This is a genomic window from Paraburkholderia sp. Ac-20336 (assembly GCF_017105025.1).
Taxonomy (GTDB): domain Bacteria; phylum Pseudomonadota; class Gammaproteobacteria; order Burkholderiales; family Burkholderiaceae; genus Paraburkholderia.
In genome coordinates, this window is record NZ_JAAGPS010000052.1 from 1 (window position 1) to 25,209 (window position 25,209).

Genomic DNA, 25,209 nt, shown 5'->3' on the forward strand with positions numbered 1-25,209 from the left:
CGCGCTTGCCGCCTCGCGCACGGCCGGCGACACGCTTGCCGCCGATTGCGAGCCGCCCGAGCCCGGCGCGCGCGGCAGGGTCGAATCGCCGAGCGCGAAGTGGATGTTTTCGGGCGCGAAGCCGAGCGCATCGGCGGCGACCTGGGTCATCACGGTATAGGTGCCGGTGCCGAGGTCCTGGGTGCCCGAGGCGACCATCGCGGTGCCGTCCGGCAGAATGCGCGCGAGCGCCGCCGCCTCGCTGCGGTTGGCCGGATAGGTGGCGGTCGCCATGCCCATGCCGATCAGCGTGTTGCCGTCGCGCATCGAGCGCGGCGCGGGCGAGCGGCGCGACCAGCCGAATTTTTCCGCGCCGATCTGATAGCACTTGCGCAGCGACTTGCCCGACCACGGTTTGTTCTCCTGCGGATCGCGCTCGGCGTAGTTCCTGAGGCGCAGCGCGAGCGGGTCCATCTTGAGCGCGGCAGCGAGTTCGTCCATCGCCGATTCGAGCGCGAACGAGCCCGTGGTTTCGCCGGGCGCGCGCATGAAGGTCGGCGTGCCGAGATTGAGCGGCACGAGCCGGTGCGTCGTTACCTGATTGGGCACCGCATAGAGCATGCGCGTGACCATGCAGCAGGTCTCGGTCCAGTCCTCGATCGTCGAGGTGTTCGAGAAGCTGTCGTGGCGCATCGCGGTCAGCGTGCCGTCGCGCCGCGCCGCGATGACGAAGTGCTGCTCGGTGCGCGGGCGCGCGCCGACCGGGCCGAACATCTGCGGACGTTCGAGCACGAGCCGCACCGGCCGTCCGGTTTGCCGCGCGGCCATCGCGCACAGCGATACGTGCGACCACGACGAGCCCTTGCCGCCGAAGCCACCGCCGATGAACGGCGAGATCACGCGCACGTCGCCGGCCGGCATGCCGAACACCCTGGCGACCGCCTGCGCCGCGTTGCTCACGCCCTGGGTCGAATCGTAGAGCGTCAGTTGCGGGCCGTCCCAGCGCGCCATCGTCGCGTGCGGCTCCATCGGATTGTGATGCTCGATCGGCGTCGTATAGGTCGCCTCGATATGCACCGCGCCGCCGCGCATGCCGTCCTCGAAGCTGCCGCGCTGCGTGTCGGTCTGACGGCCTTGCGGCTTGATGGGCGCATGCGCGTTCGGCTTCGCCTGCGCGAAGTCGAGCGCCGCGGCCTCGGCCCGATAGACGATGCGCAGCTGGCGCGCGGCATCGGTCGCATGTTCGAGCGTATCGGCGACCACCACCGCGACCGGCTCGTTGCTGTAATGCACTTCGTTGTCCTGCAGGAGCGACAGACGCCGCCCGGCCGGCGGCGCGAGCGCGGGCTGACCGCCGTTCGGCAGGCGCGGGGCGTTCCGGCAGGTCATCACGAGCAGCACGCCGGGTACGGCCTCGGCATGGCTCGCATCGATCGACGCGATCGTGCCGCGCGCAATCGTGCTGGTCACGAGCACCGCATGCGCGAGTCGCGCTTCGGGGAATTCGGCCGCATAACGCGCATCGCCGGTGACCTTGAGCAGGCCGTCGACGCGATTGAGCGGCTGGCCGATCAGATTCATGCGACACCTCCCGCGTAACCGGCCGCCTCGTTGATCGCGCGCACGATCGCGCGTTGCGCGAGCTGCACCTTGAAGCCGTTGTCGCGCAGCGGCCGCGCGCCGTCGAGCGCGGCTGCGGCGGCGTTCCTGAGCGTGCTCTGCGTGAGCGGCTGGCCGGCCAGCATCCGTTCGGCCGCGCTCGCGCGCCACGGTTTAGGCGCGACACCGCCGAGCGCGATGCGCGCGGTCTCTACGCGCGCGCCGTCCATCTGCAACGCGGCGGCCACCGAGACCAGCGCGAATGCGTAACTGGCGCGGTCACGCACTTTCAGATAGTGCGAGTGCGCGCTGAAGAGCGGCGGCGGCAGATCGACGGCGGTGATCAGCTCGCCGGGCAGCAGGGTCGTATCGACGTCGGGCCGGTCGGCGGGCAGCCGATGAAAATCGGCGAACGCGATCGTGCGCTCGCCGTTCGCGCCGCTCACCCGCACGGTCGCATCGAGCGCGGCCAGCGCAACGCTCATATCGGACGGATTGACCGCGATGCATTGCGGACTCGCGCCGAGAATCGCGTGCATGCGGTTGTGTCCGCCGAGCGCCGCGCAGCCGCTGCCGGGCAGGCGCTTGTTGCACTGGGTGAAGGCCGTGTCGTAGAAATAGCCGCAGCGCGTGCGTTGCAGCAGATTGCCGCCGACCGTCGCCATATTGCGCAACTGCGCCGACGCGCCCGCGAGCAGCGCTTGCGATAGCAACGGGTAGGATTCGCGCACGAGCGCGTGATTGGCCGCATCGCTGTTGCGCACGAGCGCGCCGATGCGGATGCCGCCGCCGGGCAGCGCCGTGATCGCATCGAGCCCGTCGATATGCGTGATGTCGATGAGCCGCACGGGCCGCGCGACGCCGCCCTTCATCAGATCGAGCAGATTCGTGCCGCCGCCGATAAATACCGCGCCCGGTTGTTGCGCGGCGCGCAGCGCGCTCGCGACGTCGCCGGCGCGTTCGTAGGAGATCGCATCCATGCCGGTCTCCGTTACGCGTTGCCGTGCGCGGCGCGCACCGCGGCGACGATGTTCGCGTAGGCGCCGCAGCGGCAGAGGTTGCCGCTCATGCGCTCGCGGATCTCCGCGTCGGAAAGCGCGGCGGGACGCGTGCGCACGTCGGCGCTCGCGGCGCTCGCCGCGCCGTTGCGGAACTCGCCGAGCAGGGCCGTCGCGGAGCACAACTGCCCGGGCGTGCAGTAGCCGCACTGGAACGCGTCGTGCTCGATGAACGCGCGTTGCAGCGGACTCAACACGCCGTTGGTCGCGAGTCCTTCGACGGTCGTGATGTTTTCGCCTTCGTGCATGACCGCGAGCGTCAGACACGAGTTGATGCGGCGGCCGTCGGCGAGCACCGTGCAGGCGCCGCACTGGCCGCGGTCGCAACCTTTTTTCGTGCCCATCAGGCCGGCGTGTTCGCGCAGCGCGTCGAGCAGCGTCACGCGCGGTTCGAGTTGCAGCGAGTAGGCGCGGCCGTTGACGTTCAACGCGACCGGGCGCGGCGGCACGGCCGGATTGGCTGGCGGCGTGGCCGTGGCTGGGGCTGGTGCCTCAGTTTGCGCGCGCAGAGGCGGTGCCGCGCCGATCGTCGCGGCGGCGGCGGCCGACTGGAGAAAGCGGCGGCGTGAGGGTTGAGAGGGTTGAGAAGGTTGAGAAGGTTGCGAGGGGTGGGCGAGGGGTGGGCGAGGTGGGCGGGTTCCGGGCGTTGTTCCGGAAGGGCGGGGTCGCCCGAATCCGGGCATTCGGTGTGCGTGGACATGACGTTCCGTTGACTCCATTGAAAGGCCAATGCAGGCTGACGATGCGTCGAGATTCAACGCATCGCGTCGAAACAAACCGTGCGCAGCAAATTCGGTGCCGTTGCAGGTACAACGGTATTAAAAATTGATGGGGAGAGCAAAGCCGATCTGCGCAATTAACGCAGGTCGATATTCGCAATGAATGAGGAGGCGGGGCGCGTTGCCGCATTCGTTCGCTCGGGGCGAATCGCCGGGGCAACATTTTTACCGATGACCTGTTCCGACCCGCTATGATCGCAGGGGCAGTCGCCGCGATCTATGCAGTCCCCGTCATCGCCAGATCAGGACGCAAACGGAGAAACAGCATGAAAGCCAGCACCATTGCCGAGCGGGAAGCGCGCGGGCGCGCCGCCCGCGAGCATTCGAAACGCTCGAGCCATCGCGCGGTCGGCGAGTTGCACCGCGATCCGCTCGCGCTTCTGAAGCAGAGCAGCGCCGGCCGGATCGAAAATCTCGTGCCGCTGCGCTACGGGCGCATGGCCGCGTCGCCCTTCGCGTTCTTTCGCGGCAGCGCGATTCTGCAGGCGCACGACCTGAGCAAGGTGCCCGATACGAGCCTCAGCATGCCGATCTGCGGCGACGGCCATCTGATGAACTTCGGCGGGTTCGCGACGCCCGAGCGGCAACTGGTCTTCGATCTGAACGACTTCGACGAAGTCTCGGTCGGTCCCTTCGAATGGGACCTGAAACGCCTGACCGCGAGCTTCGTGGTGGCCGCGCGCCAGATGCGCCTGAGCCGCGGCACGGCGGAAAGCCTCGTGATGACGGCGGTCCGTTCGTACCGCGATCGCATGGCCCAGTATGCGCAGTGCGGCGCGCTCGAACTCTGGTACGACCGCGTCACCTTCGACCTGATGGCGGAAACCGCCTTGACGCCCGAGCGCCGGCGCGCGATACGGCGCGGCATGGAAAAAGCCGCGAGCCGCACGAACGAGAGCCTGCTCGAAAAAATGGCCTCGTTCGACGGCGAGCGCTGGAAGGTCCACGATGCGCCGCCCGCACTTTTTCACGTGCTCGGCGCGAATACGCTGTTCACGGCGGAAGACGCCGACACCTACCGCAAGGGCAACGTCGACAAAATGGTCGAGCACGTCTGGGCCGATTACCGCAAGACGATGTCGCACGACCGCCGCGAACTGCTCGATCACTTCACGATGCAGGACATCGTGTTCAAGGTGGTGGGCGTCGGCAGTGTCGGTACGCGCTGCCTCGCGGTGCTGCTCGTCGATCACAGGGACAAGCCCTTGTTTCTGCAATTGAAGGAAGCGCGGCCTTCGGTCATCGCGCAGTTCTACAAGGCGCCGGCCGTCAAACACGAGGGCGAGCGCGTCGTGTACGGGCAGCGCATGCTGCAGGCCGCGAGCGATATCTTCCTCGGCTGGGCGACGGGGCCGCTCGGCCGGCATTTCTATTTCCGCCAGTTGCGCGACATGAAGCTGTCCGCGAATATCGAACTGTTCGACAGCGATCTGCTCGATGGCTACGCGCGGCTGTGCGGCTGGATCATGGCGCGCGCGCATGCGAAAGCGAGCGGCCAGGCGATCGAGATCAGCTCGTATATCGGCCGCGGCGATCAGTTTGCCGAAGCGTTGACCGGTTATGCGACCGGCTACGCGGACCAGGTGGAGCGCGACTACGACGTGTTTCTCAAGGCGTGCCGCAGCGGCGAGCTTGACGCACGCACCGACGAGGATATGGCGGCGGATTTCCGCGTGTAGTGTGGGGGAAGGGTGCGTTCGGCGGCGGGTGTTCGGCGTTGGGCCTTCGGTGTTTGGCCTTCAACGTTCGACGTGAAAGGGCAGCGGGTGCGGCACGTTATGCCGCCTATCGCATGCGCCGCTTGGGTGGTGTTGCTTTAGCCGTCTTGATGGCACCGGACGCATCAATCGCATCACGCATCGGGGCATCACGCCCCGACGCGCGCTTCGCGCAGCGTCACGAAACGCAGATGCTTTTCGCGCGCCGCTTCGATCACGCTCGGCAGCACGGCGAGAATCAGCGGTTTGCCTTCGATCGTGAGCGCGGCATTGCCGTCGTGCAGCAGCAGGATGTCGCGCGCGGCGAGACCGTCGAGCAGGCGGCGCGCGACGACGTGCGGATTGCGCTCGCGCGTGTCGTAGCCGCGCCGCGTCCATGCGGCGAGGCGCAGGTCGAGCTTGCGCAGCACCGGTTCGAGAAAGATGTTGCGCAGGCCGGCGGGCGCGCGGAAGAACATCGGCCGCGCGCCGCTCACGTTTTCGAGCGTGCGCTGCGCGGCGGCGATTTCACGCGTGAGCGCGCCCGGCAGCGTCACCGAAAACGTATGTACGTGAACCTGCGAGTGATTTTCGAGCGCATGGCCGCGCGCGACGATGTCGCGTGCAATTCGCGGATGGCGCTCCACTTGCGCGCCGATGCAGAAGAACGTCGCGCGGACCCCGAACGCGTCGAGCAGATCGAGCACCTGCGGCGTGACGACGGGGTCGGGACCGTCGTCGATGGTCAAGGCAATCGCGTTCTGGTTGTGCGGGCTCGCGGGCAGGCGCGTCCAGTTCGGCCCGAGCAGCGCCGTGCGCGGCAGGAGTCCGGTGATCGTAAACATCGCATGGTTCACGAAGATCGCGGCGAGCCACCACGGCCACGCGGCCGGCGCGAGCAGCCAGCCGGCGAGCACCACGACGTGCCATGCGATCGTGCCGTTGAGCATCGCGGAATTGCCGGTACGCGGCCAGCGGCGCGGCGGCGCGGGCTCGGCGCCGTGCGACGGGTTGGGGCATTCATTCATCAAACATGCTTCCTGTGCGCCTTCGTCACGGTAAGGCTGTGAATCGTGCGCGTCGCGCAAGCGCGAACGATACCATTGTTGGCCGCGCCCGAATGCGTGTGAAGCGGTAATCGTGGCCGATGAAAGCGGGCTGAAAGTCGCATGCTTGCGTGCTGATTCGGGTAATACGGCGGGTGATGCGGCCGAGGGTGCGGCTGATGACGCCGCTCGCGATGCGGCGGTGCCGATGCGAGCGCGCAGCGGCAATTCGCCGTCACGCCCTGGGCGATTCATCGCGCTCATCCTTATTATCCTCACCCTCGATCCGGCACGGCGCGACGGCAATCGCACCACGGCAAGCCGCCGCATTTGCGATCGCCGATCCGCTGTTGTATGGTGCCGGGCGATAAGCGGCGCAGCGGACACCGGCCTTCGCCCGGCGAACCGGCCCCGGCAAGTCATGCGCCGCCACCCAACCCAGCACAACAGGAGATGCGCGATGTCGGACACGGAAAACGGAAAAGTGGCGCTGGTGACGGGCGCGGGCAGCGGCATCGGCCGCGCCTGTGCGCTCAGGCTGCTCGAGCACGGCTACAACGTCGTGCTGGCGGGGCGCCGTCAGGCTGCGCTCGACGCAGTCGCGCAGGAAGCGCAGTCGCTGCGCGGCGAGGCGCTCGCGGTGCCGTGCGACGTGACCGACGCCGACAGCGTCGCGCAGCTGTTCGACACGCTGCGCGCGCGCTTCGGCCGGCTCGACGTGCTGTTCAACAACGCGGGCCGCAACGGTTCGCCGGTCGATATCGACGAACTCGAGATCAGCGAATGGCGCTCGATCGTCGATACCAATCTGACCGGCGTGTTCCTCTGCACGCGCGCGGCATTCGGCCTGATGAAGACGCAAAACCCGCGCGGCGGCCGCATCATCAACAACGGTTCGATCTCGGCGCATGCGCCGCGGCCGAACAGCATCGGCTATACCGCGACGAAGCACGCCATCACCGGCCTGACCAAAGCCGTCTCGCTCGACGGCCGCAAGTACGACATCGTGTGCGGCCAGATCGACATCGGCAACGCGGGCACCGACATGGCCGCGCGGATGGCGCGCGGCGTGCCGCAGGCGAACGGCGAAATCGCGATCGAGCCGCTGATGGACGTGCAGCACGTCGCCGATGCGGTGCTGCATATGGCGAGCCTGCCGCTCTCGGCGAACGTGCAGTTCATGACGATCATGGCGAGCAAGATGCCGTTCGTCGGGCGAGGGTGAGGGTATCAGCGGCGGATAGGTGGCGGATAGGTGGCAGATGAGCGCGGACAGGCGGCGCGGAACCGGACGAAGCCGCGCCGCGCACAGGAGCGCGGCGCGCGCGATCAACTTATACTGAGCGCTTTCCGTCATCACGCGAAAGCCACGCGCCGTGCCCCGAGCCACCTCACGCGACGACGATCCGCCGCCGCAGCCGCCCGCGCAACCCGATCTCGAAGACTGTTGCCATAGCGGCTGCACGCAGTGTGTGTTCGATCTGTACGACGAGGCGCTCGAACGCTATGAGATCGCGTTGTCGGTGTGGCGCGAGCGCCAGGCGGACAGGCAGGACGCGCGGCTGGCTGCACGAAAGGAAGTGCGAACAGAAGCGCGTGAGGAGCCGCTAAAGGAAGCGAGAAAGAAGCCGCAAAAAAAGCCGGAGCGCGAGCCGCGACCGAATCCGCAAAGCGTGCCGCAAGCCGAATCACAAGCCGAACGGCAAGCCGGGCCCTCACGCTCGACAACCCCGCGCAGCAAACCGCGCCCGCGCCGCTGAAGCACGCACGATCTTCCACTGTCTCCGTCATGACCGAACTTCAGCTCACGCCGCCCGACCAGCAGACCGACTCGCACACGCTCGACGATCTGCATCGTTTCGTGCAGCGCCATCCGCGCCTTTTCGTGCTGACCGGCGCGGGCATCAGCACCGATTCCGGCATCCCCGGCTATCGCGACGACAACGGCGCATGGAAACGTTCGCCGCCGATCACGCTGCAGGAATTTCTCGGCACGCTCGCGATGCGTCAGCGCTACTGGGCGCGCAGCATGGTCGGCTGGCCGCTCGTCGCGCGGGCGCAGCCGAATGCCGCGCACGTCGCGCTCGCGCGGCTCGAAGCCGCGGGGCACGTGCCGACGCTCGTGACGCAGAACGTCGATGGTTTGCATCAGCGCGCGGGCAGCCGCGACGTGATCGAGCTGCATGGGGGCATCGACGGCGTGACCTGTCTCGACTGCGGCATGCAGCACGCGCGCGCCTCGATCCAGCAAACGCTCGAAGCGGACAACCCCGCGCTGCTCGACGTGACCGCCGAAGCCGCCGCCGATGGCGATGCTCACCTGGAGTGGCACGATCTCGGCGGCTTTCGCGTGCCGGCCTGTTCGAACTGCGGCGGCATGCTGAAACCATCGGTGGTGTTTTTCGGCGAGAACGTGCCGAAGACGCGTGTCGAAGCAGCCTCGCATGCGCTCGATGCGGCCGACGCGGTGCTCGTCGCCGGTTCGTCGCTGATGGTCTACTCCGGCTATCGCTTCTGCGTGTGGGCGCAGCGCCAGGGCAAGCCGATCGCGGCGATCAACCTGGGCCGCACGCGTGCCGATGCGCTGCTGTCGCTGAAGGTAGCCGCGCCGTGCGGCGACACGCTGGGCGCACTCGCCGCGCGGCTGGCGAGCGCGTGACGCATCCGGGTCCGTGCGCCGAACCACTCTCGCACTTTTCAGGAATGTCCATGCTGACGACGATCGACCAACTCGAAGCGCTCTACGGCCAGCCGGGCGAGCGCGCGCTGCGCAAGGAAATCGCGCACGTCAACGAAGACTATCGCGCGTTCATTGAGGCCGCGCCGTTCGCCGTGCTGGCGACGAGCGGCCCCGACGGCCTCGACTGCTCGCCGCGCGGCGACGCGCCGGGCTTCGTGCGGATCGTCGACGAGCGCACGCTCGCGTTGCCCGACCGGCCCGGCAACAATCGGCTCGACAGTTTGCGCAATATCATCGCGGACCCGCGGCTCGCGCTGCTGTTCGTCGTTCCGGGCATCGGCGAGAGCCTGCGCGTGAATGGCCGCGGGCGGATTTCGGCCGACGCGGCTTGGCTGGACAGTTTCGCTGTCGACGGTAAACGGCCGCGCACCGTGCTACTGATCGACGTCGACGCCGTGTACTTCCATTGCTCGAAGGCGATGGCGCGCTCGAACCTGTGGGATCCGGCGCGGCACCTCGAACGCGCGCAACTGCCGAGCGCGGGCGAGATCCTGCGGCGCATCATCGCCGCGAACGACGGCGAGCAGTTCGACGCCGCCGCTTACGACCGCGACCTGCCGGCCCGCGTGCGCGCGACGCTGTATTGATACTTGATACGAAGCCCGAAGCCCGAAGCCCGAAGCCCGAAGCCCGAAGCCTTAACCCGAACGAACCTCTCGCACGCCTCACCATGACAGACGCCCGGCAACACTCGCCATCCGCCGAACGCAACGGCGCACCGATCCTCGCCGTGCTGCGCGAGGCGCTGCCGGCCACCGGCCGCGTGCTCGAAATCGCGAGCGGCACCGGCGAGCATGCGGTTCTCTTCGCCGGCGCGCTGCCCGGACTCGACTGGCAGCCGAGCGATGCCGACCCCGAAGCGCGCGCGTCGATTGCCTCATGGAGCGCACATGCCGGGCTGCCGAACCTGCGCGCGCCGCTCGCGCTCGACGTCCATCGGCCGGACTGGGGCGTCGAGACGCTCGACGCGGTGGTTTGCATCAACATGATTCACATCGCGCCGTGGAGCGCGACGCAGGCGCTATTCGTGGGCGCGAGCCGCCGCCTCGCCGAGGGCGGCGTGCTGTATCTGTACGGTCCGTACAAACGCGGCGGCGCGCATACGGCGCCGAGCAACGAGGCGTTCGATCAGTGGCTGAAGAGCCGCAACCTCGAATGGGGCGTGCGCGACATGGCAGCGGTCGTGGCCCTGGGCGCCGCGCTGGGCCTCGCGTGCGACGAACCGATCGCGATGCCGGCGAACAACTTCAGCCTCGTGTTCAGGAAGCCGGCGGGGCGTGGCAAGGCGGACGCGGCGACCTGAACCCGCCGCCCGCGGCCCGCGTCCCGGTGCCTGCCGCCAAGCGGCCGGCGCGCATTTCTTTTATCCTTTCACCCTCGACGCCGCGCCCGGTGTTCCTGCCGCGCGGCGACACGACATTTTTTGGACTCTGGAGAATTCAACATGGGCAAACAGGCAATCGGCGTGGTAGGGCTGGCGGTCATGGGCCGCAATCTGGCGCTCAACATCGAAAGCCGCGGCCACGCGGTGTCGGTCTACAACCGTAGCCGCGAGAAAACCGACGAACTCATCGCCGAATATCCGGACCGCAAACTGGTGCCGGCTTTCACGCTGGAAGAGTTCGTCGACTCGCTCGAAAAGCCGCGCCGCATTCTGCTGATGGTCAAGGCCGGCGAGCCGACCGACGCGACCATCGCGCAACTCAAGCCGCTGCTTGACCAGGGCGACATCCTGATCGACGGCGGCAATACGCATTTCACCGACACGATCCGCCGCAACCAGGAACTCGCGAAGGCGGGCCTGCACTTCATCGGTACCGGCGTGTCGGGCGGCGAGGAAGGCGCGCTGAAAGGTCCGTCGATCATGCCGGGCGGGCAGCGCGACGCCTACGACCTGGTCGCGCCGATCCTCACCGAAATCGCCGCGAAGGCGCCGGACGGCGAGCCGTGCGTCGCCTACATGGGTCCCGACGGCGCGGGCCACTTCGTGAAGATGGTGCACAACGGCATCGAATACGGCGACATGCAGCTGATCGCCGAGAGCTATGCGGTGTTGAAGCAGGTGGTCGGCCTGTCGAACGAGGAACTCGGCAAGGTCTACACCGAGTGGAACCAGGGCGAGCTCGACAGCTACCTGATCGAGATCACCTCGAAGATCTTCGGCAAGAAGGACGACGAAACCGGCAAGGACCTCGTCGACGTGATTCTCGACCGTGCCGCGCAGAAGGGCACCGGCAAGTGGACCAGCCAGAATGCGCTCGACCTCGGCGCGCCGCTGCCGCTCATCACCGAGGCGGTGTTCGCACGCGTGCTGTCGTCGCTGAAGACGCAGCGCGTGGCCGCGAGCAAGGTGCTCGAAGGGCCGGCCGCGAAGCCGCTCGACGCCGCGAAGGAGACGTTCGTCGAATCGGTGCGCCGCGCGCTCTATTTCAGCAAGGTGATTTCGTACGCGCAGGGCTTTGCGCAATTGCGCGCGGCCTCGGAAGAGTACAAGTGGGACCTCGACTACGGCGAAATCGCGAAGATTTTCCGCGCCGGCTGCATCATCCGCGCGCGCTTCCTGCAGAAGATCACCGACGCCTATGCGAACGACAAGGCGCTCGCAAACCTGCTGCTCGACCCGTACTTCCGCGACATCGCGAAGCACTACCAGGCGGCGCTGCGCGAAGTCGTGGTGGCCGCGGTCAACGCGGGCGTGCCGGTGCCGGCGTTCGCCTCGGCAATCGCGTATTTCGACGCCTACCGCTCCGAGCGTCTGCCCGCGAACCTCGTGCAGGCGCAGCGCGATTTCTTCGGCGCGCATACGTTCGAGCGCGTCGACAAGCCGGGCAGCTTCCACGCACAGTGGGCCTGAGCGTTTCCCCGGGCGTTTGAATGATGGCCCGGCGTGCGCCTTACCGAAGGCACCGCCGGGCTTTTTTTGTTTGAATGCGTGGGTGGCTGACAAAATTATTACTAAAAACTATCGGCACATTAGGTTCTCGGCCGGCAATTTGTGCGGATTGTTGCAAAAGTCGAAATGGAGTTTCCTTGTTTTAAGGGTTTACCCTAGATCGTGACCCTCCTAAACTTGCTTCCAAGCGCTGAGGGAGAAACAGAAAACCCCCGAAGCGCATCACAAACAAGTCATTTGGAGGTTAATCATGAAGACCCTGATTTCCGCAGTTGCTATCGCCGCCGCCCTCGTTGCTCCGGTTGCTTCGTTTGCTCAAGCCAGCCAGCCGGTGACCCGCGCTCAGGTTCGCGCTGAACTGGTGCAACTCGAAAAGGCCGGCTACAGCCCGGTCGGCGACTACGCGAACTATCCGGAGAACATCCAGGCTGCGCAAGCGCGCGTCGCGGCGCAAAACGGTACGGCCGTCGTGGCCAGCACCGCGAACACGAGCGGCTACGGCGCCCCGGCTGCCGGTACCTCGCAAGCCGGACACGCAGTGACCCCGTTCCAGGTCGACCGTAACTCGGTGTACTTCGGCAACTAATTTGCCAGCCAGGCGCCGCTACGGGTTGCACTGAAGTTTGAAGTAGAGGTTGCAGCAGAAGTTTGCGGTAGAAGTAGAAGTAACGAAGCAGACGCCGTCTCGCGAAACAGTGCGAAGGCGGCGGGCAAGAAAAAACGCCATCCGGCTGGTTCGGGTGGCGTTTTGTCGTTTACGGCACATTCGCCATGCGATCCGTATCAATGCAGCGTGCGATGCCGCCGGCCGATTTCGTCGAAGAGCGCGCGGCTCGGTTCCAGCGCCAGAAGCCAGGATTCGTCGTAGCCGCTCAGATTGTCGAGCGCTTCGCGCAGTCGCTCGACTGCCAGCGCGGGAATCTCGACGCTCGCCTCGATGCCGCTCGACAGCCCCGCGATGCTCGCCAGCTGCACGAGCGCATCGGCGGCTTCGGCCACGTCGGCGGCGAAGACGAGATGCGTGTTCAGCAATTCGACGAGGCCAGGGGACGCCGCGATATCGTCGACGTTGAGTTGCACGGCCAGAAAGGTGGCTTTGTTCATCCTCGATTCCTCCCAGAAACCAGACGTTGTCGCATTGTCGCGAGGCGTGCTGCGCGCGGCTTGACTGAGTATAGGCGACGCCCTGGCGGTCTCGCCAATCGGACGAATCGGCCGGCGTGCCTTGCTGAAGAAGGCTCGCGGGCCATCAGACCTATAATAGGGCCAGCCGCGCGAGCGTTGTCGCCAGAGGCTCAGGTCCACGAGCCGCGGTTTTTTCGCGCTTTCCAACTGCTCGTCGACGCTGAAGAGCATCCGATCCGTAGCGGGAGCTTTACCGCGGCGCGTCACCGTGGCGCGCATCGGCGCGCCGGCAACGGCGGAACATGGCGGACCGCGAACGGCGGCGGCACGGCACATGCTCGGGCGTCGATTGAATCCGATTGAGAACAAGTCGAGGAAAATCACATGACAGGACAATGGCAACTGACGGGGGTTCGTCTGCTGACGGCGGCGGCGCTTGGCGCGATGGTCGCAGGCTGTACGACGATGCCGTGGGACAGCACGCCGTTCTATAGCAGCACGCCGCCCAATGCGACGAGCCTCTCCACGGTCCCGGTGCCCGCCGGCTTCTATCGCGTCAACCCGGGCGACACGCTCGCCGGCATCGCCTCGGCCTATGGCCACAGGCTACAGGATGTCGCGGCGTGGAACGGTCTCGTGGTCAATGCGCAGGTCGTGCCGGGGCAGGTGCTGCGCGTGTCTCCGCCGATGGCGTCCGGCAGCGTGGTGACGCCGCCTGTTGCCGTGACGCCGGCGGCGCCGGGCGCGCTGCCCACCGCGCCGGGCATGTCGGCCGCGCCGCAGCAGGGCGTGCTGCAATGGCCGTTGCGCGGGCCGATTCTCAAGACGTTCTCGGCGGGCAAGTCCAACGGCATCGTGATCGGCGGGCGTCCCGGCGATCCGGTCAAGGCCGCCGCGACCGGCCGGGTGGTCTACGCCGGCACCGGCATCGAGGCGTATGGCCCGCTCATCATCATCAAGCACGACGATTCGTTGATTACCGCGTACGGCCAGAACAGCCAGCTGTTCGTCAAGGAAGGCGACGCGGTCGCGCAAGGGCAGACGATCGGCCAGGTCGGTGTCGATAGCCGCGGCGTCGCGTCGATCCAGTTCGAGGTGCGCCAGAACGGCCAGCCGGTCGATCCGCTCGCGTGGTTGCCGAAGTAGGGCGGCATCGCAGGCCGCATTCAATGGACGCACAGGGACACACTATGATCGATTTGCGCAGCGATACCGTCACCCGTCCGACTCCGCCGATGCTCGCGGCGATGTCGGCGGCCGAAGTCGGCGACGACGTCTGGGGCGACGACCCCACCGTGCTGCGTCTGCAGGCGACGCTTGCCGAGCGCGCCGGCAAGGAAGCGGGCCTGTTCTTCCCGAGCGGCACGCAAAGCAACCTCGCCGCGTTGATGGCGCACTGCGGCCGCGGCGACGAATACCTCGTTGGCCAGCAGGCGCACACCTACCAATACGAAGGCGGCGGCGCGGCGGTGCTCGGCAGCATCCAGCCGCAGCCGCTCGACAATGCCGCCGACGGCTCGATCCCGCTCGAGCGGATCGCCGCCGCGATCAAGCCGATCGACGATCACTTCGCGCGCACGCGCCTGCTCGCGCTGGAGAACACGATCGGCGGCAAGGTGCTGCCGGCCGGCTACGTGACCGAGGCGACGCAGCTCGCGCGCCGGCACGGTCTGTCGACGCACCTCGACGGCGCGCGCGTATGCAACGCGGCGGTCGCGTCGGGCAAGCCGCTCGCGGCGCTGTGCGAGCCGTTCGATTCCGTGTCGATCTGCTTTTCGAAGGGGCTCGGCGCGCCGGTCGGCTCGATGCTGGTCGGCAGCCGCGCGCTGATCGATCTCGCGCACCGCTGGCGCAAGGTGCTCGGCGGCGGCATGCGCCAGTCGGGCGTGCTCGCGGCGGCCTGCCTGTACGCGCTCGAACACAACGTCGAGCGTCTCGCCGACGACCACGCCAACGCCGCGCATCTGGCCGCAGGGCTGGAAGCGATCGAACAGGTAACGCTGCAGTCGGTCGCGACGAACATGGTGTTCGCGCAGTTCCCGCAAGCGCATTGCGCGCCGCTCGAAGCGTGGCTCAAGGCGCGCGGCATCCTCACGCAGATGCTGTACGCGTCGCGCTTCGTCACGCACCGGGATGTGTCGCGCGCCGATATCGATACGTTTATCGCCGCGGTGAAGGGGTATTTCGCGGCGCGCTGATCGGCGCGCGGCTTCAAGCCCGCGCCGCCCACGGCCTTACTTCGCTTTCGCCGCCGCCTGCGCCTGCGTGCCCGCGCGATGCGATGGCGCAAGCAGCCGCAAGCCGCTTGCGAGACTCGCCGCGCCGGCAAAGAACGCGCCGGTGGCGAGCGCGAGCGTCGGCCCGTGCTGCCGTCCCGAAATTCCGAAACACAGCGCGACCAATGCCGCACCGGTGGCCTGCCCGAGCAGCCGCGCCGTCGCGACGATGCCGCTCGCGCCGCCGCTGCGCTCCGGCGGCGCGCTTGCCATCAGCGCCTTCAGATTCGGAGACTGGAAGAAGCCGAAGCCCGCGCCGCAAATCGCCATGCGGATGCCGATGTCGAGTATGTGCGGATGCGCGGGCAGGAGCGCGAGCGACGCCATTCCCGCCGACAGCACCGCAAGCCCGATCGCGCCGAGCAGCCCCGGCGGATAGTGGTCCGACAGGCCGCCCGCGAGCGGCGCGGCGAGCGCGACCACCACGGGCCATGGCGTCATCAGAAAGCCGGTTTCGACCTGGCTGCGCAGCAGCACGTCTTCGAAATAGAACGGCAGCGACACGAACGCGAGCCCTTGCGCCGCGAACGAGCACACCGCCGTGACCGCCGACAGCGCGAACACCGGTCGTCTGAACAGATCGACGGGCAGCATCGGCGCGGGATGACCCGCTTCGCGGCGAATCAGCAGCAGCCCGAACACGACGGCGAGCGCCGCCGCACTGAGCACGATCTGCAGCGAGGCGCGCTGCGCCGCCTCGCCGAGCGCGAAGATCAGCGCGGCGAACGTGACGACGTTGAGCAGCGCCGCGACCGGATCGAGCTGATGTCGGCCCTGCGCGGTATGCGGCAGCGCCGGTAGTGCAAAGCTCAGCGCGAGCACGCCGAGCGGCACGTTGACCGCGAACAGCCACGGCCACGTCGCCACGGAGAGGATCAGCGAGGCCACCGTCGGCCCGACCGCGAACGACACGCCGACGATCAGCGCATTGGTGCCGAGGCCGCGCCCGAGCCGGTGCGGCGGGTACAGATAGCGGATCAGCGCGGTGTTCACGCTCATGATCGCGCTCGCGCCGAGGCCCTGCACGATGCGCGCGGCGGCGAGCAGCGGCAGGGTCGGCGCCATCGCGCAGCCGAGCGAACTGAGCGTGAACAGCGCAATGCCGCTGATATAAATGCGCCGGTGTCCGACGATGTCGCCGAGCGCGGCGAGCGGCAGCAGCGTCGCGACCATCGCGAGCTGATAGGCGTTGATGATCCATACCGATGCCGCGGGCGCCGCGTGCAGATCGGCGGCGATCGCGGGCAAGGCGGTGTTGGCGATGGCGGTGTCGATCGTGGCGAGCGCGACGGCGAGCATGATCGCGGCCATCGCGCGGCGGTTGGCGGCGGACATCGGGCCGTCCGCCGGAAAGGTGGGCGCGGCGGCGCTGATGGGGTTGCTGAGCTTATCGGACAAGGCGCGGCTCGTCGGGTTATGCATGCCGATGCGGCGGCCGGTCGGACGACGCGGCACGGGCGGCGGGGTTGCGTGGGAATGAGGCGCGCGCGGTCCGGTTCGTCGCTGTGGCGAGGCGGTTGGCGCGGCGCAATGTCGCGATTGTTGCAGAGACGTGGAAATCGTGCAGGGACGCGGGCAGGAAGAAGGGGGAAGAGGGGTGACGATTGGCTGAGGGTCATCCATCGTCTTTATTTTAAACGCAACTAACGGTCAATCTGCTGCGGTATCTTCACATTGACGATACCTTCGCGTTGGCTTAGTCCAGTTGTATCTCGCGATCCATCCGTTTCGCATGCAAACCCGCCGATTCGACCATGCATCGAGCCGATCTGCCGATTCCGCCGGTTCGCATCCATTCACGCCGACATGCATTTACGCCGATGCATCGAGGCGTCACGCTCTGGTCACGTACCGAAAAAATAATCGAAGCGGATGGCTCGGGAAGACCTGAGGCTTTCGCCGCGCGCGCCAGGCACGGCACGTGCGGCAGAGCCCACTCGCGCGAGCCGGTGTGCGCGAGCCGTAAAATGTCCTACTCTGTTTTCTTAATCCGCCTGACAGGCACGCGCCTCCCGTCCGTCGACCGTGCGGTTCGCGTATGCCATGTCGACTTTCCCGGAGGCTTCGATGACAGCCGTCGATCTGGAATTCGACCAGCTCAACAGTACCGTCGACGCGCTACGGCGCTCAATTTCCAATCGCATGATGTACGGCGTCGGCAAGGATGCCGTCACCGCGCACCCCCATGACTGGCTGCATGCAGCCGCACTGGCCGTGCGCGACCGGCTCGTCGCGCGCTGGATGAAAACCACGCGCCTGCAATACGAGCAGGACGTGAAGCGGGTCTACTACCTGTCGATGGAGTTTCTGATCGGTAGAACCTTTACCAACGCGCTGCTCGCGCTCGGCATTCACGACCCGATGAAGGAGGCGCTCGCGAGCCTCGGCGTCGACATGGAGATGCTGACCGGGATCGAACCCGACGCGGCGCTCGGCAACGGCGGTCTCGGCCGGCTGGCCGCGTGCTTTCTCGATTCGATGGCGACGCTCGGCATTCCGGGCTTCGGCTACGGCATTCGCTACGAGTACGGCATGTTCCGCCAGCAGATCGTCAACGGCGAGCAGGTCGAGGCGCCCGATTACTGGCTGCGCGCCGGCAACCCGTGGGAATTTCCGCGTCCCGAGATCAAGTACATGGTGCATTTCGGCGGCCGTACCGTGCAGCACGGCGACCGGGTCGAGTGGATCGACACCGAGCACGTGAACGCGACCGCCTACGACACCGTGATTCCCGGCTACGCGACCGACGCGACCAACACGCTGCGACTGTGGTCCGCGCGCGCGACCGAGGAACTGGACCTCGATGCGTTCAATCGCGGCGACTATCGCAACGCGGTCGACACGAAGAACATGTCGGAGAACGTTTCGCGGCTGCTCTATCCGGACGACTCGACGCAGGCTGGCCGCGAATTGCGGCTGCGCCAGGAGTACTTTTTCGTCTCGGCGACGATGCAGGACCTGATCCGCCGCTATCAGCGCACCCACAGCACGTTCGGGCGCTTCTCCGAGAAAGTCGCGGTGCATCTGAACGACACGCACCCGGTGCTGGCGATTCCCGAGCTGATGCGTCTGCTCGTCGACGTGCATCATCTGCCGTGGGACAAGGCGTGGCAACACGTCACGCGAATCTTCTCGTACACGAATCACACGCTGATGCCCGAGGCGCTCGAAACCTGGGATGTCGAAATGTTGGCGCGGCTATTGCCGCGGCACCTCGAAATCATCTTCGAGATCAACGCGCAGTTCTTGAAGCACGTCAGCGAGCAGTCGGGCCACGATGGCGACATGATCCGCCGCATTTCGCTCGTCGACGAATACGGGCAGCGGCGCGTGCGCATGGCATATCTGGCGATCGTCGCGAGTCACAAGGTGAACGGCGTCTCGAAGCTGCATTCGCAACTGATGACGCGCAATATCTTTGCCGATTTCGCGCGCGTCTATCCGGACCGCTTCACGAACGTGACCAACGGCATCACGCCGCGCCGCTGGCTCGCGCAGGCGAGCCCGTCGATGGCCTCGCTGATCGACGCGCGCATCGGCACGCACTGGCGCAGCAATCTGTTCGAACTCGAACAGCTGCGCAATCTGCGCAAGGACGAGGAATTCATCGAGGCTTTCCGCGAGGCGAAGCGGCAGAACAAATTGCGGCTCGTGCAGCGGCTCGCGCATCACACGAAGCTGGCGTTCGATCCCGATGCGCTGTTCGATCTGCAGGTCAAGCGCATTCACGAATACAAACGGCAGTTGCTGAACGTGCTGCACGTGATCGTGCGCTACAACCGGATTCGCGAGAATCCCGAACGCGACTGGGTGCCGCGCGTCGTGCTGTTCGCGGGCAAGGCCGCGTCCGCCTACCGGATGGCGAAGACGATCATCAAGCTGATCGGCGACGTGAGCCAGAAGGTCAATCACGATCCGCTGATCGGCGATCGGCTGAAGGTCGTGTTCGTGCCGAACTACGGCGTGAGCGTGGCCGAGCTGATTATTCCGGCGGCCGATCTGTCGGAGCAGATTTCGACGGCCGGCACCGAGGCGTCGGGCACCGGCAACATGAAGCTCTCGCTCAACGGCGCGCTGACGATCGGCACGATGGACGGCGCGAACATCGAGATCTGCGACGCGGTGGGCCGCGAGAACATCTTCATCTTCGGCCATACCGCGGACGAGGTGGACCATCTGCGCGCAAGCGGCTACCGCCCCCGGCAGATTTACGAGGAGAACGAAGAACTGCGCATCGCGCTCGATCAGATTCGTTCGGGCTTCTTCTCGCCGGACGATCCGTTGCGCTTCTCCGAGATTTTCCACACGCTCGTCGATTGGGGCGATCACTACATGGTGCTGGCCGATTTCGCCGCGTTCGCGAAGGCGCAGGACGAAGTGGATGCGCGTTTTCTCGACCGGCACGCATGGGCCGAAAGCGCGATCGAGAACATTGCGGGAATGGGGCAGTTCTCGTCGGACCGCACGATTGGCGAATACGCACGCAATATCTGGCGCGTGAATCCGCTCGATATCGAGTGAGCGGCGGCGTGGTGCCGTAGCCGCCGGGTTCGGGGTGAGGATTCGCTAAACGTGTTCGATGAGCGTGTTCAATCGGCACGTTCAATCTCGGGTTCGCCAAGCGAATGAAAAGCCGTGCCGGCTCGGGGAGCCGCGCACGGCTTTTCTTACTGCCGGTCGCGCATTGACCACTGACGTTACGCTCATGTCAACGCAGGCAGACCCGGCTTTACGCCTGTGCCGCGCTCGCGGCCGTCGATTTTGCCTGTTGCACGGCCACATTCACGCGCTCGACGAATTCGCGGTCGGTGCTCATCAGTGCCTCGCGCTCGCCATTGGCCGTTTGCACGATGAGCCGATGCGTGACGTCCTGGGTCGCCCAGGTGAGCCAGCCGACCACCGCGAGCATGATCCCGCACACGAGGCCCGCCGCCGAGTGCAGGATGGCGCCGGCAATCGCGCCGATCACGCCGACGATCGAGATCGCGAGCGGCACGACCCTGTTCTTGCGTACGGTGACGACCTGCACGCCGACGATGTCGCGCAGCGGAAAGACCTGGCCGGCTGACGAGAGCGCATTGCGCGTCACGGACACGCCGCGATCGTTGAAAGGGGTTTCCATCGATTGAGAGCAAGGGTGGTGAAGGGCGCAGCGTAGCAGACTTCGACGCCCGGCAGTGACGCGATGTCATGTGCGGATGGCATCGGGCCAGGGAAAATCATACTTTGCGCGGACGGATTGACTAAGATGGCAGTTGATCGCGCTCCGGCCGGGAGGCTACTCATGACTATCGGCGTATACGCAACGCTGGTCGCGACGTCGCTCGTGCTGCTGCTCGGAGAAAAGCTCATTCAGTGGATCGGCGTGCTGCGTACCTATTCGATTCCGGCGCCGGTGGCGGGCGGGCTCGTCGTTGCCGTATGCGTGCTGTTGATCCGCGTCGCGACGCACGTCGAGGTCCGGTTCGACTCCACGTTGCAGGCGCCGCTCATGCTCGCGTTCTTTTCGACGATCGGCCTCAATGCGCACATCTCGAACCTCAAGGCGGGCGGTCCGGTACTGATCCGCTTTCTCGCGCTCGTGAGCGGGCTGTTGATCCTGCAGAACGTCATCGGGATTCTGCTGGCGTTCGCACTCGGCGTCGATCCGCTGTACGGCATTCTCGGCGGCTCGGTCACGATGTCGGGCGGCCACGGTACGGGCGCGGCGTGGAGTCAGGTCTTCAGCGAACATCATGGGCTGCAGTCGGCGACCGAAATCGCCATCGGCTGCGCGACGTTCGGGCTCGTGATGGGCGGTGTGCTCGGAGGTCCGATCGCGCGTCTGCTGATGCGCAAGATCGGTGGTGCCGATATGCGGCACATCGAGAATCACGATGACGACACGCTGGTTTTCGAAGCGCCGAAAGCCGAGCAGCCGACCACGCCCGCGGCGCTCATCACGACTCTCACGCTGATTTCCCTCTGCCTCGCGGGCGGCGAAGCGTTGGGCGACTGGCTCGCGGGAACCGTATTCGAATTGCCGACCTTTGTGTGCGTGCTGTTTGTCGGCGTGATCCTCAACAACGTGCTTTCGCTCGTGCGCGTGCGGCTCGACCAGCATGCGGTCGCGCTCGTCGGCAATGTGAGCCTTGCGCTCTTTCTCGCGATGGCGTTGATGCGGCTCGACCTGTGGGAGCTGGCCGCGCTCGCGGTGCCGGTCATCACGATTCTCGCGGCACAGACGCTGCTTATGGCTCTCTATGCGGTATTCGTGACGTTCCCGCTGATGGGCCGCAGCTATGACGCGGTCGTGCTGAGCGCGGCGCATTGCGGACTCGGGCTCGGCGCGACGCCGACCGCCATCGCGAACATGCAGGCCATCACGAACCGGTTCGGCCATTCTCATATCGCGTTCCTCGTCGTCCCGATGACGGGCGCGTTTTTCATGGACATCGTCAATGCCATCGTCATCAAGCTGTTTCTCGCGTTGCCGTTCTTTCATTGAGGCGGGCTGAGGTAATTTGATGGGGCGCCCGCGAAGCGCGATCATGCGATGCTCGATGAAAGAGCAATGCCGCCGGCTTTAGCGGCAAGCGAGGAATACGATGACTGGTTTCGCGAGGCAAGGATCAGGAGAGTCATGAACGATCAACAGGAAGTCGCGCCCGATAGCACGGCCGCGCGTGTCGCGCTGTGGCGCGCATTGCATGTGCATGCCGACGCGGTGCCGCACGTGCTCGAAGACGAGGTCGGCCTGCAACTGCTGGCACCGGATGCAAGCTGGCGTAATCGCGGGGACATGGACCCGCAATTCACGCGGCCGTTTCGCGCGTCGATCGTCGCGCGCGCGCGTTTTATCGAAGATCTGGTCATCGAGCAGATAGGGCTCGGCGTCGGTCAGTATGTGATTCTCGGTGCCGGTCTCGATAGCTTTGCCCAGCGCAGGCCGGAGGTGGCGTCGCGGCTTACGGTGTTCGAGGTCGATCCGCCCGGACCGCAAGCGTGGAAGCGGCAGCGTCTGATCGAACTGGGTTTCGGCGTGCCCGACTGGCTGCGTTTCGTTTCCGTCGATTTCGAAGCGGGCGAGAGCTGGCGGCAACGGCTCGTTGCCGCGGGGTTCGACGAGAGCAAGCCGGCTGTCGTCGTCTCGACCGGCGTCAGCATGTATCTGACGAAGGAGGCGAATGCGGCCACGCTGCGCGAAGTGGCGGCGCTCGCGCGTGGGTCGACGTTTGCGATGACGTTTCTGCTGCCGCTCGAGATGGCGAGTCCCGACGTACGCCCCGGACTCGACATGGCGGAGAAGGGGGCGCGTGCAAGCGGTACGCCTTTCATCAGCTTCTTCACACCGCAACAGATGCAGGCGATGGCGCTCGAAGCTGGATTTGGCGAGGCGCGGCATGTGTCGGCGGTTGATCTGACGCAGCGTTATTTCGCGGGCAGGACGGATGGGCTGCGGCCGCCCGAGAATGCGGAGGAGTTGCTGGTGGCGCGTACGTAGTCGTCGTTAAAGGGACGGTATGCCGCCGAATCTGCGAGCCTCTTCTCCGCACGGCTATAATCGCGCACGAATATGGCCAGGAAATTGAATCGTGAAAAAGATCGCCGCCCTTGCACTCGTTGCGTTTGCCCTCGCTGCCTGCTCGTCGGAAGAAAAGCAGGTCAAGCGCGCCCAGCAGGACATCCTTCATAGCGAACCGAACCTCGCTGCGGCGCAACGCAACGCGGTTGTCGATTGCTCGCCGGACAATTGCGATGTTGCATGGGCGCTGACGAAGCGCTATATCGAGCAGCATTCCGATACCCACATCACGCGTGCCGATGCAATCGCAATCGATACCGACGTGCCGGACGATTCGGGCAAGGTCGCCTTCTCGGCGACTCGCGCCGCAAAGAGCAGCGGCGGCGCGACGCTCTCGCTCTTCGCTCAGTGCCGGGACATGTATGGTCAGGATAGCGAGAAAGGCTCTGACTATGACGAATGCGCCGATAAGATCCTGAAGACCCAGAACGGCTATGTGGCGTTTCTCAGGGCGCACGCCAACGGGCAGTGATGTTCTGTTGAACCGGGGTGGTACTTATCGGCGTTCTCGCCGAACGTGCTTCTTTGCACTCTGCGGTGTTATCGCGCCTCGCGCCTCCAGGCAGACGCAGCGAATGATGCCTGTCGCGAATCGTGGTTTTCTGATCCCCGCTTCATGGATTGACAAAGCTTGACAGACTATTTCGCATCTCGCGGATAGAGTGCCTGCGTTCGCCGCCTGGCACGGAGTGCGTGCCAGGCGCCAATCAATCCAGATGTTTTCACGGGGACGTTCATCCATGCGACGAGAAGTGACCATCCAGCGCGGGCTGCTCGATGCAAAGGCACTTACGCGCCGGTCCGATGATGTGGACAACCAACCACCTTATCGCAAGCGCTGGCTCATGTTGCTGGCACTCGGCGCGATTCCGCTGTCATTGCTGTTCGTGTGGGGCTTCCTTCATCTGATTCTCATCCTGGTATTTCCGTAGCCGGTCATTGCTGACTCGGCTGTCGCGAATACTTCACCGTCTTTACCGCGATCCCTTCCGTTCACGTTTGTTGACGTATTGCGTTGCGATGCTCCCTATCATTCATGGATGAATCGATGGGGACAGGCTCGATCATCGTGCACACGCGCTATGCCGTTTGCATATGATTGCAGCCACCCCATCGAATACACCTCTCGCCCCCCCGAATGGGGGGCTATGTTGCCGCCTGGCACAGTCTATCTTGATTTCCCGCAGTTCACAAAACGAGGCGAACGACGGCGCCTGTTGGGGGCATCAATCCTTCCATGCGCCACACAATCGTTCAGGATGAGAGTTTCGCGCCAGTCTGACCTCGCAATTCGCGGCATTGCGGTCCGGTTCGTGTCGTCCATTCGTTCCGTTTTCCGTGGTGCCGGATTTGCTGTCCGGTTGGCCCGAAAGAGCGAGGTGATATATGAATATCCTGTTGGTGGAAGACGATCCTGCGCAAGCCGTGGCTGTCGAAAAGACCATGCAGCAGTCGAGGCACACAATAAGCAAAGCCAACTCAGGCGAGAGTGCCATACGTTATCTCATGACCCATGAAGTCGATCTCGTGGTGCTCGACTGGCAATTGGCCGGTGTAGCCGGGTTCGAGGTACTGCACTGGATACGCGACAATCTGGGGCGGGAGCCGGCGGTCCTGTTCCTCACAAGCAGGGTTCTTGAAGTCGACATCTTGCGTGCGCTCGATGCCGGAGCCGACGAGTACATCGTCAAGCCGTTCCGCGCGATCGAACTTGTTGCACGAGTCGGTGCATTGCTGCGCCGCACGAACCCCAATGAAAAGACTGAAAGTGTGATCTCGGTCGGGCCCTATGTTTTCGATCCGGCCCGCCGCAGCGTCACGCTGCATGGCAATGCGATAGAACTGACCGCGAAGGAATTCGACGTTGCGTCATTTATCTTCGCCAATGCCGGACGAGCGGTATCGAGAGACCTGCTGGTGAAACTCGCATGGGGACGTGAACTGGAGGCCACGTCCCGAACGGTCGATACCCATATCTACCGGCTGCGCCGCAAGCTGGCCCTGCATCCCCGCAACGGTGTGCGTTTGAGTACCGTCTATACGCACGGATACCGGCTCGACGAGGTGGCGGTGACCGACACGGTTGAGGCAGCCGACGCGCCTGCCCCGGCACCGGAAGCAACGGCGTGTGCGGCGAACGCATGAGCGAAGCACAGGTAGCCGCGCGATCCGCGATGTTTGCCGAACGTGATGGTGACGTTTGCGCGAACTCTGGACGCGCGGCTGCCGGCCGATGATTCTCTGCGGGACTCCCGACTTTCTCCTGTTTCAGTATTTGCGAAGGCGGACGTTGCTTCCCAAGGGCAACCGTCCGCATTCGCGGCTCTTATCCCAGACTTTGAGTTCATGTGCATGCCAAAGCAATACGCCGCTGTATTCGAAATACGCTCGATGAGAGGCAATTCAATCCGGTGCAATACCTATGAGCCACGAATGCCGGTGCTCGATGAAAA

Annotated in this window: 22 protein-coding genes and 1 pseudogene; 16 read left to right on the forward strand and 7 right to left on the reverse strand. The window is 65.4% G+C overall.

Annotation, left to right across the window (positions count from 1 at the left end; translation table 11 throughout):
- From GXB81_RS16430 to GXB81_RS16440, 3 genes and pseudogenes are all read right to left on the reverse strand, one after another.
- On the reverse strand, nucleotides 1-1,560 hold a 1,560-nt coding region (locus GXB81_RS16430), incomplete at its 3' end, for a xanthine dehydrogenase family protein molybdopterin-binding subunit (protein WP_205989781.1).
- A complete protein-coding gene (locus GXB81_RS16435) occupies nucleotides 1,557-2,558 on the reverse strand; it encodes a xanthine dehydrogenase family protein subunit M (protein ID WP_205989782.1) in 1,002 nt (333 codons plus the stop codon). The genes GXB81_RS16430 and GXB81_RS16435, both read right to left, overlap by 4 nt.
- Before the next feature lie 11 nt (nucleotides 2,559-2,569).
- Nucleotides 2,570-3,217 (reverse strand): annotated as a pseudogene (locus GXB81_RS16440) (2Fe-2S iron-sulfur cluster-binding protein); the annotation flags it as partial.
- A gap of 464 nt (nucleotides 3,218-3,681) precedes the next feature.
- On the opposite strand from GXB81_RS16440, the gene GXB81_RS16445 reads away from it, so the two are divergent.
- On the forward strand, nucleotides 3,682-5,094 hold the full coding sequence (locus GXB81_RS16445; protein ID WP_167283674.1) for a DUF2252 domain-containing protein: 1,413 nt from the start codon (nucleotides 3,682-3,684) through the stop codon (nucleotides 5,092-5,094).
- 188 nt (nucleotides 5,095-5,282) lie between these two features.
- Here GXB81_RS16445 and GXB81_RS16450 read toward each other — a convergent pair whose 3' ends face one another.
- Nucleotides 5,283-6,140 (reverse strand): polysaccharide deacetylase family protein, encoded by an 858-nt coding sequence (locus GXB81_RS16450; protein WP_167039670.1) that lies wholly within the window; start codon nucleotides 6,138-6,140, stop codon nucleotides 5,283-5,285.
- Nucleotides 6,141-6,618: 478 nt separating this feature from the next.
- On the opposite strand from GXB81_RS16450, the gene GXB81_RS16455 reads away from it, so the two are divergent.
- From GXB81_RS16455 to GXB81_RS16485, 7 genes are all read left to right on the forward strand, one after another.
- Nucleotides 6,619-7,383, forward strand: coding sequence for an SDR family oxidoreductase (locus tag GXB81_RS16455; protein ID WP_167039672.1), 765 nt, complete (start codon nucleotides 6,619-6,621; stop codon nucleotides 7,381-7,383).
- Between the two features lie 151 nt (nucleotides 7,384-7,534).
- Nucleotides 7,535-7,918, forward strand: coding sequence for an oxidoreductase-like domain-containing protein (locus GXB81_RS16460; RefSeq protein ID WP_167039674.1), 384 nt, complete (start codon nucleotides 7,535-7,537; stop codon nucleotides 7,916-7,918).
- 29 nt (nucleotides 7,919-7,947) lie between these two features.
- A complete protein-coding gene (locus tag GXB81_RS16465) occupies nucleotides 7,948-8,817 on the forward strand; it encodes an NAD-dependent protein deacetylase (RefSeq protein ID WP_205989784.1) in 870 nt (289 codons plus the stop codon).
- A 50-nt stretch (nucleotides 8,818-8,867) separates the two neighbouring features.
- Nucleotides 8,868-9,485 carry a pyridoxamine 5'-phosphate oxidase family protein gene (locus GXB81_RS16470; RefSeq protein ID WP_167039678.1) on the forward strand — a complete coding sequence of 206 codons (618 nt, stop codon included), beginning with the start codon at nucleotides 8,868-8,870 and terminating at the stop codon, nucleotides 9,483-9,485.
- An 83-nt stretch (nucleotides 9,486-9,568) separates the two neighbouring features.
- Nucleotides 9,569-10,201, forward strand: a complete 633-nt coding sequence (locus GXB81_RS16475) for a DUF938 domain-containing protein (RefSeq protein ID WP_167039680.1) — start codon at nucleotides 9,569-9,571, stop codon at nucleotides 10,199-10,201.
- A 141-nt stretch (nucleotides 10,202-10,342) separates the two neighbouring features.
- Nucleotides 10,343-11,752, forward strand: coding sequence for an NADP-dependent phosphogluconate dehydrogenase (gndA, locus tag GXB81_RS16480; RefSeq protein ID WP_167283678.1), 1,410 nt, complete (start codon nucleotides 10,343-10,345; stop codon nucleotides 11,750-11,752).
- 289 nt (nucleotides 11,753-12,041) lie between these two features.
- A complete protein-coding gene (locus GXB81_RS16485) occupies nucleotides 12,042-12,377 on the forward strand; it encodes a DUF4148 domain-containing protein (protein ID WP_167039684.1) in 336 nt (111 codons plus the stop codon).
- Between the two features lie 197 nt (nucleotides 12,378-12,574).
- On the opposite strand, the gene GXB81_RS16490 is transcribed toward GXB81_RS16485, so the two are convergent.
- Nucleotides 12,575-12,895, reverse strand: coding sequence for a hypothetical protein (locus GXB81_RS16490; protein WP_167039928.1), 321 nt, complete (start codon nucleotides 12,893-12,895; stop codon nucleotides 12,575-12,577).
- 405 nt (nucleotides 12,896-13,300) lie between these two features.
- Here GXB81_RS16490 and GXB81_RS16495 point away from each other — a divergent pair, with 405 nt between their 5' ends.
- Together GXB81_RS16495 and ltaE are read left to right on the forward strand one after the other, a co-directional pair.
- On the forward strand, nucleotides 13,301-14,062 hold the full coding sequence (locus GXB81_RS16495; protein WP_205989785.1) for a peptidoglycan DD-metalloendopeptidase family protein: 762 nt from the start codon (nucleotides 13,301-13,303) through the stop codon (nucleotides 14,060-14,062).
- Between the two features lie 44 nt (nucleotides 14,063-14,106).
- The gene (gene ltaE, locus GXB81_RS16500; RefSeq protein ID WP_205989786.1) at nucleotides 14,107-15,114 is read left to right on the forward strand and encodes a low-specificity L-threonine aldolase; all 1,008 of its coding nucleotides are present in this window, start codon (nucleotides 14,107-14,109) and stop codon (nucleotides 15,112-15,114) included.
- A 36-nt stretch (nucleotides 15,115-15,150) separates the two neighbouring features.
- Here ltaE and GXB81_RS16505 read toward each other — a convergent pair whose 3' ends face one another.
- Nucleotides 15,151-16,614 carry an MFS transporter gene (locus tag GXB81_RS16505; protein ID WP_205989802.1) on the reverse strand — a complete coding sequence of 488 codons (1,464 nt, stop codon included), beginning with the start codon at nucleotides 16,612-16,614 and terminating at the stop codon, nucleotides 15,151-15,153.
- A gap of 645 nt (nucleotides 16,615-17,259) precedes the next feature.
- On the opposite strand from GXB81_RS16505, the gene GXB81_RS16510 reads away from it, so the two are divergent.
- Complete coding sequence (locus GXB81_RS16510) at nucleotides 17,260-19,713, forward strand: glycogen/starch/alpha-glucan phosphorylase (RefSeq protein WP_205989787.1); 2,454 nt, start codon at nucleotides 17,260-17,262, stop codon at nucleotides 19,711-19,713.
- 208 nt (nucleotides 19,714-19,921) lie between these two features.
- Here GXB81_RS16510 and GXB81_RS16515 read toward each other — a convergent pair whose 3' ends face one another.
- Nucleotides 19,922-20,314 (reverse strand): DUF6232 family protein, encoded by a 393-nt coding sequence (locus GXB81_RS16515; RefSeq protein ID WP_167039692.1) that lies wholly within the window; start codon nucleotides 20,312-20,314, stop codon nucleotides 19,922-19,924.
- A 162-nt stretch (nucleotides 20,315-20,476) separates the two neighbouring features.
- On the opposite strand from GXB81_RS16515, the gene gltS reads away from it, so the two are divergent.
- The 5 genes from gltS to GXB81_RS16540 all read left to right on the forward strand — a co-directional run bounded on the left by gltS (nucleotide 20,477) and on the right by GXB81_RS16540 (nucleotide 24,901).
- Complete coding sequence (gene gltS, locus GXB81_RS16520) at nucleotides 20,477-21,679, forward strand: sodium/glutamate symporter (protein ID WP_205989788.1); 1,203 nt, start codon at nucleotides 20,477-20,479, stop codon at nucleotides 21,677-21,679.
- Nucleotides 21,680-21,814: 135 nt separating this feature from the next.
- On the forward strand, nucleotides 21,815-22,675 hold the full coding sequence (locus GXB81_RS16525; protein WP_205989789.1) for a class I SAM-dependent methyltransferase: 861 nt from the start codon (nucleotides 21,815-21,817) through the stop codon (nucleotides 22,673-22,675).
- Between the two features lie 91 nt (nucleotides 22,676-22,766).
- Entirely contained in the window at nucleotides 22,767-23,228 is a 462-nt protein-coding gene (locus GXB81_RS16530; protein ID WP_167039698.1) for a hypothetical protein, read from the forward strand.
- Between the two features lie 268 nt (nucleotides 23,229-23,496).
- Nucleotides 23,497-23,688 (forward strand): hypothetical protein, encoded by a 192-nt coding sequence (locus tag GXB81_RS16535; RefSeq protein WP_167283683.1) that lies wholly within the window; start codon nucleotides 23,497-23,499, stop codon nucleotides 23,686-23,688.
- 454 nt (nucleotides 23,689-24,142) lie between these two features.
- Nucleotides 24,143-24,901, forward strand: coding sequence for a response regulator transcription factor (locus GXB81_RS16540; RefSeq protein WP_167039702.1), 759 nt, complete (start codon nucleotides 24,143-24,145; stop codon nucleotides 24,899-24,901).
- Nucleotides 24,902-25,209 lie beyond the last annotated feature (308 nt).